Origin of the sequence: Pseudomonas kuykendallii (assembly GCF_900106975.1) — a bacterium.
Lineage (GTDB): Bacteria > Pseudomonadota > Gammaproteobacteria > Pseudomonadales > Pseudomonadaceae > Pseudomonas_O > Pseudomonas_O kuykendallii.
The window spans coordinates 556,541-568,290 of record NZ_FNNU01000004.1; the positions used below are offsets into that span (position 1 = coordinate 556,541).

10 protein-coding genes and 1 tRNA gene are annotated in these 11,750 nt (G+C 65.9%); 3 read left to right on the top strand and 8 right to left on the bottom strand.

Features of this window, described 5'->3' with window-relative positions:
• Positions 1-15: 15 nt before the first annotated feature.
• Genes leuB through leuC form a run of 4 tightly spaced genes read right to left on the bottom strand, consistent with a single transcriptional unit; the run spans position 16 to position 4,044 of the window.
• The gene (gene leuB / locus BLV15_RS15930) at positions 16-1,098 is read right to left on the bottom strand and encodes a 3-isopropylmalate dehydrogenase (protein ID WP_090230338.1); all 1,083 of its coding nucleotides are present in this window, start codon (positions 1,096-1,098) and stop codon (positions 16-18) included.
• Between the two features lie 40 nt (positions 1,099-1,138).
• Positions 1,139-1,903: a class I SAM-dependent methyltransferase gene (locus BLV15_RS15935; protein WP_245728204.1), complete on the bottom strand. Its 765-nt coding sequence runs from the start codon at positions 1,901-1,903 to the stop codon at positions 1,139-1,141.
• A gap of 55 nt (positions 1,904-1,958) precedes the next feature.
• Positions 1,959-2,606 carry a 3-isopropylmalate dehydratase small subunit gene (gene leuD / locus BLV15_RS15940; protein ID WP_090230341.1) on the bottom strand — a complete coding sequence of 216 codons (648 nt, stop codon included), beginning with the start codon at positions 2,604-2,606 and terminating at the stop codon, positions 1,959-1,961.
• A 10-nt stretch (positions 2,607-2,616) separates the two neighbouring features.
• The gene (gene leuC / locus BLV15_RS15945) at positions 2,617-4,044 is read right to left on the bottom strand and encodes a 3-isopropylmalate dehydratase large subunit (protein ID WP_090230343.1); all 1,428 of its coding nucleotides are present in this window, start codon (positions 4,042-4,044) and stop codon (positions 2,617-2,619) included.
• A 200-nt stretch (positions 4,045-4,244) separates the two neighbouring features.
• On the opposite strand from leuC, the gene BLV15_RS15950 reads away from it, so the two are divergent.
• On the top strand, positions 4,245-5,156 hold the full coding sequence (locus BLV15_RS15950; RefSeq protein ID WP_090230415.1) for a LysR family transcriptional regulator: 912 nt from the start codon (positions 4,245-4,247) through the stop codon (positions 5,154-5,156).
• Positions 5,157-5,208: 52 nt separating this feature from the next.
• Entirely contained in the window at positions 5,209-8,868 is a 3,660-nt protein-coding gene (locus tag BLV15_RS15955) for a PAS domain S-box protein (protein WP_425438513.1), read from the top strand.
• A 68-nt stretch (positions 8,869-8,936) separates the two neighbouring features.
• Here the strand turns inward: BLV15_RS15955 and BLV15_RS15960 are convergent, their stop codons facing one another.
• Positions 8,937-9,383 (bottom strand): Hsp20 family protein, encoded by a 447-nt coding sequence (locus BLV15_RS15960; RefSeq protein WP_090230347.1) that lies wholly within the window; start codon positions 9,381-9,383, stop codon positions 8,937-8,939.
• Positions 9,384-9,581: 198 nt separating this feature from the next.
• Positions 9,582-10,556, bottom strand: coding sequence for a tRNA dihydrouridine synthase (locus tag BLV15_RS15965; protein WP_090230350.1), 975 nt, complete (start codon positions 10,554-10,556; stop codon positions 9,582-9,584).
• 117 nt (positions 10,557-10,673) lie between these two features.
• Here BLV15_RS15965 and BLV15_RS15970 point away from each other — a divergent pair, with 117 nt between their 5' ends.
• Positions 10,674-11,090, top strand: a complete 417-nt coding sequence (locus tag BLV15_RS15970; RefSeq protein ID WP_090230352.1) for a hypothetical protein — start codon at positions 10,674-10,676, stop codon at positions 11,088-11,090.
• Position 11,091: 1 nt separating this feature from the next.
• Here BLV15_RS15970 and BLV15_RS15975 read toward each other — a convergent pair whose 3' ends face one another.
• Together BLV15_RS15975 and BLV15_RS15980 are read right to left on the bottom strand one after the other, a co-directional pair.
• Positions 11,092-11,538, bottom strand: coding sequence for an acyl-CoA thioesterase (locus BLV15_RS15975; RefSeq protein WP_090230355.1), 447 nt, complete (start codon positions 11,536-11,538; stop codon positions 11,092-11,094).
• 135 nt (positions 11,539-11,673) lie between these two features.
• Positions 11,674-11,749 (bottom strand) — tRNA-Glu (locus BLV15_RS15980).
• Position 11,750: the final 1 nt, after the last annotated feature.

Here is an 11,750-nt window from a genome sequence, read left to right on the forward strand (position 1 = left end):
TTAACGCCTGAAACCTCAGAGTGCACGCAGTGCCGCGACCACCGCATCGCCCATCTCGGCGGTGCCGACCTTGCGCATTCCGGCGGAATGGATGTCGCCGGTGCGCAGGCCCTGGTCGAGCACCTTGCTGACCGCCTGCTCGATGGCGTCGGCCGCCGGGGTCTGGTTGAAGCTGTAGCGCAGCATCATGGATACCGAGAGGATGGTCGCCAGCGGGTTGGCGATGCCCTGCCCGGCGATGTCCGGCGCGGAACCGTGGCAAGGCTCGTACATGCCCTTGTTGCTGGCGTCCAGCGAGGCCGACGGCAGCATGCCGATGGAGCCGGTGAGCATCGAGGCTTCGTCGGAGAGGATGTCGCCGAACATGTTGTCGGTGACGATCACGTCGAACTGCTTGGGCGCGCGGACCAGTTGCATCGCGGCGTTGTCGACGTACATGTGCGACAGCTCGACCTGCGGGTAATCCCTGGCCACCTCCTCGACCACTTCGCGCCAGAGCTGGCTGGAGGCGAGCACGTTGGCCTTGTCCACCGAGCACAGCTTGTTGCCGCGCACGCGCGCCATGTCGAAGCCGACGCGCGCGATGCGGCGGATTTCGCTCTCGCTGTAGGGCAGCGTGTCGAAGGCCTTGCGCTCGCCGTTCTCCAGGGTCTCGGTACCACGCGGGGCGCCGAAGTAGATGCCACCGGTGAGTTCGCGAACGATCAGGATGTCCAGGCCGGAAACCACTTCGGGTTTCAGCGACGAGGCGTCGGCCAGTTGCGGGTAGAGGATCGCCGGACGCAGGTTGGCGAACAGGCCCAGTTGCGAACGGATCTTCAGCAGGCCGCGCTCGGGACGGATGTCGCGCTCGATCTTGTCCCACTTCGGCCCGCCGACCGCGCCGAGCAGCACCGCATCGGCCGCGCGGGCGCGCGCCAGGGTCTCGTCGGCCAGCGGCACGCCGTGCTTGTCGATGGCGGCGCCGCCGATCACGTCTTCGATCAGTTCGAAGCCCAGGCTGTACTTCTCGTTGGCCAGGTTCAGCACCTTGACCGCCTCGGCCATGATTTCCGGACCGATGCCGTCGCCAGGGAGAACCAGAATCTGCTTGCTCATGCTTTTCTCTCGTTGGGTGCCGCCTGGCACCGGTAAAAAATCAACGTTCGGCCCAGACCAGCAGCACGTCGGTGCTGAAGGAGCCGTCGTCGGCAATCTCGAAATACTCGCGAACCTCGTCGCCCACCGCCTGCTGCATCGCCCGGATCGCCGCGCGGAACACATCCGGCGTGCGCATGCGCTCGACCCAGGAGCTGTACTCCAGGCGCAGGCGCTGACGGCTGCACGCGGTCACCACCAGACCGGCCTCGCCAAGCTGCCGGGTCCACTCGGAGGGCGAATAATCGCGCGCATGGCTGCTGTCGCGCAGCACTTCCACCGTTTGCAGATGCGTATCGAACAACGGCAGGCCGGGTGCCGCGACATCGACGAAGGCGGCCAGGCCACCCGGTTTGAGCACCCGGCGCACTTCGCGCAGGGCCTGGCCGAGATCACTCCAATGGTGCGCGGAGTAGCGGCTGAAGACGAAATCGAAGCGGGCATCGGCGAACGGCAGGTGCTCGGCCGCGCCGCATTGGGTGCGGATGTTGCCCAGGCCGCGCTCGCCGGCGGCTTTGGCCACCACGTCGAGCATGTCCTGCGACAGGTCGTAGGCGACCACTTCGGCCACCGCCGGTGCGACATGGAACGCCACGTGGCCGGCGCCACAGCCGAGATCGAGCAGACGCGCATCGGCGCGGCCGGCGACCGCGGCCTGGAGGGCGGCGAATTCGCTGCCCTGCGCATGCACGGCGCTGTTCAGGTAGGCGTTGGCCTGTTCGCCGAACTGCGTCTGCACCACCTGGGAATGGGCTTTCTGGTTCACGTCGTGACTCCGCGTAGAGGGCAAGGTGCGCATGGCGCACCCTACGGCGCGCCGCTTACTTGATGGCGCCGAACAGCCAGGGCTGGCGCTGCTGGTGACCGGCCTCGAACTGCTTGATGGCATCGGCGTCCTGCAGGGTCAGGCCGATGTCGTCGAGCCCGTTGAGCAGGCAATGCTTGCGGAAGGCGTCGACCTCGAACGAATAGCTCTTGCCGTCCGGTCGGGTCACCGTTTGCGCGGCGAGGTCGACGGTTAGCTGGTAGCCCTCGTTGGTCTCGACCTGCTCGAACAGCTCGTCGACTTCCTCGTCCTTCAGGATGATCGGCAGCAGGCCGTTCTTGAAGCTGTTATTGAAGAAGATGTCGGCGTAGCTCGGCGCGATCACGCTGCGGAAGCCGTACTCGTCCAGCGCCCAGGGCGCGTGCTCGCGGGAGGAACCGCAGCCGAAGTTTTCCCGGGCGAGGAGCACGCTGGCGCCCTGGTAGCGCGGGAAGTTCAGCACGAAATCCTTGTTGATCGGGCGCTTGGAGTTGTCCTGGTTCGGCTGGCCGACATCGAGGTAGCGCCACTCGTCGAACAGGTTCGGCCCGAAGCCGGTGCGCTTGATCGACTTGAGAAACTGCTTGGGGATGATCTGATCGGTATCGACGTTGGCGCGGTCGAGCGGCGCGACGAGACCGGTGTGCTGGGTAAAGGCTTTCATGTGTGCTTCCTCAGGCCTGGATCAATTCGCGAACGTCGATGAAACGGCCGGTCACCGCGGCGGCGGCGGCCATCGCCGGGCTGACCAGATGGGTACGCCCACCGGCGCCCTGGCGGCCTTCGAAGTTGCGGTTGGAGGTGGAAGCGCAGTGTTCGCCGCTGCCGAGCTTGTCCGGGTTCATCGCCAGGCACATCGAGCAGCCGGGCTCACGCCATTCGAAACCGGCGTCGAGGAAGATCTTGTCCAGCCCCTCCTCCTCGGCCTGCTGTTTGACCAGCCCGGAACCCGGCACCACCATCGCCTGGATCACGTTGGCCGCGACCTTGCGGCCCTTGGCCACTTCGGCGGCGGCGCGCAGGTCTTCGATCCGCGAGTTGGTGCAGGAACCGATGAACACACGGTCCAGCTTGATATCGGTGATCGCCTGATTGGCGGCCAGGCCCATGTACTTGAGTGCGCGCTCGATCGAATCGCGCTTGACCGGATCGGCCTCGCGCGCCGGGTCCGGCACGTTCTGGTCGACGGCGAGGACCATTTCCGGCGAAGTGCCCCAGCTGACCTGCGGCTTGATCTCTTCGGCACGCAACTCGACCACGGTGTCGAAATGCGCGTCGTCGTCCGACACCAGGTCGGCCCAGGCCGCCACGGCCTTGTCCCAGTCCTCGCCCTTGGGCGAATACGGGCGGCCCTTCACGTAATCGATGGTCTTCTGGTCCGCGGCGACCATGCCGACGCGGGCACCGGCCTCGATGGACATGTTGCAGAGGGTCATGCGGCCTTCCATCGACAGATCGCGGATCGCGCTGCCGGCGAATTCCAGCGCATGGCCGTTGCCGCCGGCGGTGCCGATCTTGCCGATCACCGCGAGGACGATGTCCTTGGCGGTCACGCCGAAGGGCAACTTGCCTTCGACGCGTACCTGCATGTTCTTCATCTTCTTGGCGATCAGGCACTGGGTGGCGAGCACGTGCTCGACTTCCGAGGTGCCGATGCCGTGCGCCAGCGCACCGAACGCACCGTGGGTCGAGGTGTGCGAATCGCCGCAGACCACGGTCATGCCCGGCAGGGTCGCGCCCTGCTCCGGGCCGATCACGTGAACGATGCCCTGGCGCACGTCGTTCATCTTGAATTCGAGGATGCCGAAGTCGTCGCAGTTCTCGTCCAGGGTCATCACCTGGATGCGCGAGACTTCGTCGGAGATCGCCGCAAGGCCGCCCTGCCGCTCGGTGCGGGTAGTCGGCACGTTGTGGTCGGGCGTGGCGATATTGGCGTCGATGCGCCAGGGTTTGCGACCGGCCAGGCGCAGGCCCTCGAACGCCTGCGGCGAGGTCACCTCGTGAAGGATGTGGCGGTCGATGTAGATCAGCGACGACCCATCGTCGCGCCGCTTCACTTCGTGGGCTTCCCAGAGCTTGTCGTAGAGCGTCTTGCCGGCCATTTCGGTTGTTTCCTCATCAGGATCTTTTCTATGCCGGGGGTGGCGCTGCATAAAACCCACCTGGCTTGTAGGGGCGAATGCTAAAGGGCACGCCTGGATAACTCCAATTCATCTTTTTCATCAGGCGCATTCCCGCCGGGAATGACTTGAGCTATAACGCCAGCGAAAGCCGCCCGAAGCGCGCGCTCAAGGGATCTACCGTGGACCTCGCCAACCTCAACGCCTTCATCGCCGTCGCCGAAACCGGCAGTTTTTCGATAGCCGGTGAACGCCTACACCTGACCCAACCGGCGGTGAGCAAGCGCATCGCCGCCCTCGAGCAGCAGCTCAAGGTGCGCCTGTTCGACCGCCTGGGCCGCGAAGTCAGCCTTACCGAAGCCGGTCGCGCCTTGCTGCCGCGCGCCTATCGCATCCTCAACGTGCTCGACGATACGCGCCGCGCGCTGACCAACCTGAGCGGCGACATCAGCGGTCGGCTGACCCTCGCCACCAGCCACCACATCGGCCTGCATCGCCTGCCGCCGCTGCTGCGCGCCTTCACCCGCGCCCATCCGCAGGTGGCGCTGGACATCCAGTTCCTCGATTCGGAAGTGGCCTACGAGGAAATCCTCCATGGCCGCGCCGAGCTGGCGGTGATCACCCTGGCGCCTGCCACGGCGGCGCCGGTGAAAGCGGTGCCGGTATGGAGCGACCCGCTGGATTTCGTCGCCGCGCCCGAGCACCCGCTGGCCTTGAAGCAGCGGATCAGCCTGGAGGACGTCGCCCAGCACCCGGCGGTGTTTCCTGGCGGCAACACCTTCACCCATCACATCGTGCAGCGGCTGTTCGAGGGCCAGGGGCTCACGCCGAACATCGCCATGAGCACCAACTACCTGGAGACGATCAAGATGATGGTCTCCATCGGACTGGCCTGGAGCGTGCTGCCGCGGACCATGCTCGACGAGCAGGTGGCGCGCCTGCCGCTGGACGGTATCCAGCTCGATCGCCAGCTGGGCTATATCCTGCACACCGAGCGAACGCTGTCGAATGCGGCAAAAGCCTTCATGGCCCTGCTCGACCGCAGCGCCGATGGTTGCGCTGGCGTCGGGACGGACGCTAACGTAGCCACATAATGGCATTCTGCCGCTGCACGACCCTGTCGCGCGGCCGCCAGCCCCAAGAAGAATCGCGATGGCCGACAAGCGCCGCTTCCCCAATCCCCGCATCGTTCCGCAAGACTCGCCTGGCTTCGACGATATCTGGCACGACGCGCCTCTGCTGCTGGCGGCGCTGGACGGTGCGCATCTCGGCGTCTGGTACTGGGACGTCGACAGCGGCGAACTCCATGCCTCGCCGGGCGCGCTCAGGCTGTTCGGCCTCGATGGCAGCGGCCGGGCGGGCGCCGTCGATTACCTGAGCCAGGTGCCGGACGAGGAACAGGGCGAGGTCCTGGCGATCTTCCAGGCGCTGGCCGACGGCAGTGCGCAGACCTATCGCCACCGGATGCACCGCGCCGACGGCGGCCTGTACTGGCTGGAACTCGGTGGCAGCCTGCGCCAGCGCGAAGACGGCAGCCGCCTTCTGCTCGGCGTATGCCGCGGCATCGACGAGCAACGGGCGCGCGAGGAAGCGCTGATCAATTCAGAGCACCGCTTCTCCAGCCTGTTCGAGATGAGCCCGGACGCGATCTTCCTGGTGAAGTACCCCGACGGGCTGCTGATCGAAACCAACCACCAGTTCAAAACCCTGTTCGGCTGGAGCCGCGCACAGACGCAAAACCACACCACCCAGGACATCGGGCTTTGGGTCAACCTGGCGCAACGCGACTTCATCATCCGCAGCGTCTCGCTGACCTCGGACCCGGTGATCCAGGAGGTCCAGCTGCGCACCCAGGACGGCCGCGTGCTCGACGGCACGCTGTCCTGCAAGCACCTGGAAATCCACGACGAGCCCTTCCTGCTCTGCACCTTCCTCGACACCAGCGAGCGCAAGCGCGCCGAATCCGCGCTGCGCGCCAGCGAGAACAAGTTCGCCAACGCCTTCCTTAGCAGCCCCGATGCGGTGGTGATCACCGAACTGCTCAGCGGGCGCTTCCTCGAGATCAATCCGGGCTTCGAGCGCCAGTTCGGCTGGAGCAAGGCCGAAGCCCTCGGCCGCACCTCGATGGACCTGGGCATCTGGAGCGACCTCAGTGAACGCCAGCGCATGCTCGAAGCCCTGAAGCAGGGCCATTTCCGCGACCTCGAGGCACACCTCTACCATCGCGATGGCCGGCGCAGCATCAACCTGCTGTACGGCGGCGAGGTGGAACTCGAAGGCCAGCGCTGCCTGGTGCTGACGGTGCGCGACATTACCGGCCAGCGCGAACAGGAGCAGGCGCTGAAAGTCAGCCAGGAACGCCTGCAACTGGCGCTGGAATCCGCCTCCCTGGGCACCTGGAACTGGCACATTCCGAGCGACGCGTTGTACGGCTCCGCGCGCTCGTCGGCGCTTCACGGGCTCGCCGAGCAGCCCTACCAGGGCAACTTCCAGGACTTCTTCGGCAGCGTCTATCTGGATGACCGGATCAAGATCCGCAAGACCTATCGGGCGCTGCTCGCCAGCCGCCGCACCGAGTACCAGAACGTCTACCGCACGCGCCTTGCCGACGGGCGCCTGCGCTACCTGGAAAACACCGCCAGGCTCTACCGCGACGAGCGTGGCAAGCCGCTGCGCATGGCCGGCATCCTGGTCGACATCACCGACCGGGTGGAGCGCGAGCAGCGCCTGGCGGCCTCGGAGGAGAAATTCGCCACCCTGTTCGAGGCGAGCCCCGACCCGATCTGCGTGACCCGCGTGGACCCGGGCACCTTCATCGAGATCAATCCCAGCTTCACCGCCACCTTCGGCTGGAAGCCCGAGGACGCGGCCGGCAAGAGCGCCGAGCAGTTGAATTTCTGGGCCGACCCGGAACAGCGCCAGCGGCTCTACGAGCGGATCCAAACCGAACGCGAGCTGACCAACATCGAAGCGCATTTCCGCACGCGCGCCGGCCAGGAGCTGACCTGCGTGATCTCCAGCCGCTTCATCCATGTCGACGGCGCGCTGTGCATCACCACCACCTTCCGCGACATCACCAAACGCAAGCGTGCCGAAGCCGCACTGCAGGCCAGCGAGGAGAAGTTCGCCAAGGCGTTCCACTCCAGCCCGGACGCCATCACCATCAGCGAGCGCGACAGCGGCCGCTACATCGAGGTCAACGAGGGCTTCACCCGGCTCACCGGCTACCGCGCCGACGAGGTCATCGGCAAGAGCGTGTTGGAGCTCGACATCTGGGCCGACCCCGCCGAGCGCGAGGCGATGATCGAGACGCTGAAGCGCGATGGCCGGGTCAAGCACCAGGAGCTGCGCGGCCTGCACCACAACGGCGAGATCCTCACCTTCGAGGTGTCGGTGGAGCCCATCGAGCTGAATGGCATGCACTGCCTGCTGCTCACGGCGCGCGACATCAGCCAGTTGAAGGCCGCGCAGGCCCAGGTGCAGCACCTGGCCTATCACGACTCGCTGACCAACCTGCCGAACCGCGCGCTGCTGATGGACCGTCTCAAGCAGCAGATCGCCCTGCTCCGCCGCCACGGCATGCGCGGCGCGCTGATGTTCGTCGACCTCGATCACTTCAAGCACATCAACGACTCCCTCGGCCACCCGGTCGGCGACGCCGTGCTGAAGATGATCACCGCACGCCTGGAAGCCAGCACCCGCCAGGAGGACACCGTCGCTCGCCTGGGTGGCGACGAGTTCGTCGTGCTGCTCTCCGGGCTGGAGGGCGAACGCGGCGAAGTCACCCGCCGGGTCCGGCAGATCGCCGACAAATTGCGCCGGCTGCTCGCCGAACCCATGCTGCTCGACGGCCAGCGCCTGCAGGTCACGCCGAGCATCGGCATCGCGCTGATTCCCGATCATGGCAGCACCCCGGCGGACCTGCTCAAGCGCGCCGACATTGCCCTGTACAAGGCCAAGGAGCAGGGGCGCAACGCCATCCAGCTGTTCCGCAGCAGCATGCAGGAAGCCGCCAGCGAACGCCTGCGCCTGGAAAACGACCTGCGCCTCGCACAGGCACGCAACGAATTCGACCTGCACTTCCAGCCGCAGGTGGACGCCCGCAGCGGCCGCATCGTCGGTGCCGAGGCGCTGTTGCGCTGGGAGCATCCGACGCTGGGGCCACGCCCACCGGGGCAGTTCATCCAGATCCTGGAGGAAAGCGGGCTGATCTACGAAGTCGGCGGCTGGGTCCTGCAGCGCGCCTGCGAGGTCTGCGCCGAGCTGCTGCGCGACGGACTGATCGATGCGCAGCACTTCAGCCTGTGCATCAACATCAGCCCGCGCCAGTTCGGCCACAGTGACTTCGTCGCCCGTGTCGAACGCTGCCTGGAACAAAGCCAACTGCCGGAAACCCTGCTGAAGCTGGAGATCACCGAAAGCATCGTGATCCAGAACCTCGAGGAGACCATCGCCAAGATGCTGCGCCTCAAGCGTCTGGGCCTGACCTTCGCGATGGACGATTTCGGCACCGGCTACTCGTCGCTGACCTACCTCAAGCAGCTGCCGGTGGACATGCTGAAGATCGACCAGTCGTTCGTCCGAGACGCGGTGAACAACCCCAGCGATGCGGAAATCGTCCGCGCCATCATCGCCATGGCGCGCGCACTGGGCCTGGAGATCCTCGCCGAGGGCGTCGAGCAGAAGGACCAGCTCGCGCTTCTCCAGCGCCAGGGCTGCCACCTCTATCAGGGCTACCTGTTCAGCAAGCCGCTGCCGCTGGAGCGGTTCCGCGAATTGCTGAAAAACGCGGCGCCAGCCGACTGATCCCGAGCGGAAAATCGCGGGCAAGAAAAAGGGGCGCCACGGCGCCCCTTTTCGTCTTTGACGATGACTCAGCTGTTCAGCGCCGGACGCTCGCTGGCGATCGGAATGCGCTTGGCCTTCGCTTCTTCCGGTACGACGCGCAGCAGGTCGATGCTGAGCAGCCCGTTGGCCAGTCCGGCCGATTTCACTTCGATGTGGTCGGCGAGGCGGAACGACAGCTTGAAGCCGCGCTGGGCGATGCCCTGGTGCAGGAAGGTGACGTTTTCCTCGCTACGCTCGCGCTTGCCGCCGCTGACGGTCAGTACGCCGCGCTCGACCTGCAACTCGAGATCGGACTCCTGGAAGCCGGCCGCAGCGATGACGATGCGGTACTGGTCGTCGGCGTGCTTCTCGACGTTGTAGGGTGGGTACGAGCTGCCGGCGTCATTGCGCAGGGCCGACTCGAAGAGATCGTTGAAACGATCGAAACCGATGGATTGGCGGAACAGTGGAGCCATGGAAAGAGCAGTACTCATGTCGAATCTCCTGAATAATCAGCAAGTGGTAAGTGGCGGAAACCCGTCTTCGGCATCCCCGCGAGAACCAAGATGAGGACGCAGAAAACGATTTCAAGCCCGCCGAAAAATACCGTTCGTCAGGAAATCTTCAGGACGAAAACAGGCGCAGCACCCAACGCGCTGCTGGACTTGGGTGGTCGCTGAGTTGGAGAGAACTCAGGCGATTCGCATCGCCGGCAGCGCCATCGGGTCCACGCCGAGCAGGCGGTCGATCAGGGGGCAGTCGCTCTCCCGACGGATCGCGCCGAACAGCGCCACCGCCTCGGGATAGCTGCGCATCAGCATGGCCAGCCACTGCTTGAGGCGCCCCGGCGCATAGCGCGGCGACAGCTTGCGCCGTGCCTGCAGCCAGAACGCGCGCAACAGCGGCAGCAGCTCGCTCCAGGTCATCGGTTCGTCCGCGCGCCCGGCCTCCGCCGCGGCGATCTGCCGGGCGAGATCCGGGCAGGAAACCAGTCCGCGACCGAGCATGATGTCGCGGGCGCCGCTGATCTCGCGGCAGCGCCGCCAATCCTCCAGCGTCCAGATATCGCCGTTGGCGAACACCGGGACCGGCACCACCTCCTGCACGCGCGCCACCCATTCCCAGTGCGCCGGCGGCTTGTAGCCCTGCACCTTGGTTCGCGCATGGACCACGATCTGCGCGGCGCCAGCGTCCGCCAGCGCCCGCGCGCAATCCAGCGCGACATCGGGGCTGTCGAAACCCAGGCGCATCTTCGCCGTGACCGGAATCGCCGCCGGCACGCCGCGGCGAACCTCGGCAACGATCGCGTGAAGCAGCTCGGGCTCCCTGAGCAACACCGCACCGCCACGCGATTTGTTCACGGTCTTCGCCGGGCAGCCGAAGTTGAGGTCGATCACCGGCGCGCCCAGGCCACAGGCGAAGGCCGCGTTGTCGGCCAGACAGGCGGGATCGGAGCCGAGCAGTTGCACCCGCATCGGCGTGCCGGACGGCGTGCGCGAACCGTCGCGCAGTTCCGGCGCCAGCTTGTGGAAGTGCGAGGCGGGCAACAGCCGGTCGCTGACGCGGATGAACTCGGTGACGCACCAGTCGACGCCGCCGACGCCGGTCAGCACATCGCGGAGAATTTCATCGACCAGCCCCTCCATGGGCGCCAGGGCGATCTGCATAACGGCGGTCTCGCGGAAAAAGTCGCGTAGTTTACGTGCCCCGTCCGGGCGGGCACAGGGGCCGGGAGCTATCGCCGGCGCCGGCTGTCTGTGTAGACAGGACATGGAGAATCGACGATGAACCTGCAAAGAAGCCTGCTTGCCGCGCTGCTCACGGTTTCCTGCGGACTGGCCACGGCCAGCCCGCCACCGGCGATGGGGAACGGCGCGATGGCGCCGCCAGCGGAAAACCCGGCACCCGATTCGCCGGCACGGCTGATCGTAAGTCGCGACGAGGAAGGGCTGAATGCCTGCACGGTAGACCTGTACGTCCAGAGCCAGATGGCGGCACAGATACCGCCGGGCGAACAGGTGGTGCTGGAAGTGGCGGCCGGCGATATCGCCCTGAGCGTCGCACAGGCCGGCTCGGCGCTGTGCAAGCCGGACCAGGCCCAGGTCAGCGTACAGTCGGTGCTTCTGCAGCCGGGCGAGACCCGCGGCTACAAGGTGATGCAGAACGCGTCCGGATTCTTCCTCTCGCCGCAGATCGAGTGACTCAGCCCCTGGCGGCGGCAGGAAGCAGCGCGCGCCCGTAACCCTCGACGAACTCTGCAGGCATTCGCTTGGGGCGGCCGGTGGACAGTTCGATGCAGACGAAGGTGGTCTGCGCGCGCAGCAGCACGCTGGCATCGCTGCCCCGTATCAACTGGAAGTGCCGGTTCATGCGCAGGCGCTGATCGGATTCGACGATCCAGGTCGCCATGCGCAGCTCGTCACCCTCGTGGGCGGCAGCCAGGTAATCGATCTCGTGCCGCACCACGGCCATCGCCCGGTCGAGCCGACGGTACTCGGCCAGGTCCAGCCCCAGGCTCTGCGAATGACGCCAGGCGCAGCGCTCCAGCCAGCTGACGTAAACCGCATTGTTGGCGTGGCCGAGGCCGTCGATGTCTTCGGCGGCGACCTGGATGTCGGTCAGGAAAGGCTCGGGGAAATCCCAGTTCACGGTTCGACTCCCGGTTGGCAAAGACTGCGAGTCTAGCGGTTGCGATGCGCCGAACGAAAATCCGGCGACAGAAAAACAAAAGGGCCACCCAATGAGGGGTGACCCTTAACATCCCGTAAGACACGGGTAAAAAAATGGCGTCCCCTAGGGGACTCGAACCCCTGTTACCGCCGTGAAAGGGCGGTGTCCTAGGCCACTAGACGAAGGGGACG

Coding starts and splice junctions, on each gene's coding strand:
- leuB (WP_090230338.1), bottom strand. CDS start 1,098: ATGAGCAAGCAGATTCTGGTTCTCCCTGGCGACGGCATCGGTCCGGAA.
- leuD (WP_090230341.1), bottom strand. CDS start 2,606: ATGAAAGCCTTTACCCAGCACACCGGTCTCGTCGCGCCGCTCGACCGC.
- leuC (WP_090230343.1), bottom strand. CDS start 4,044: ATGGCCGGCAAGACGCTCTACGACAAGCTCTGGGAAGCCCACGAAGTG.
- BLV15_RS15960 (WP_090230347.1), bottom strand. CDS start 9,383: ATGAGTACTGCTCTTTCCATGGCTCCACTGTTCCGCCAATCCATCGGT.
- BLV15_RS15965 (WP_090230350.1), bottom strand. CDS start 10,556: ATGCAGATCGCCCTGGCGCCCATGGAGGGGCTGGTCGATGAAATTCTC.
- BLV15_RS15970 (WP_090230352.1), top strand. CDS start 10,674: ATGAACCTGCAAAGAAGCCTGCTTGCCGCGCTGCTCACGGTTTCCTGC.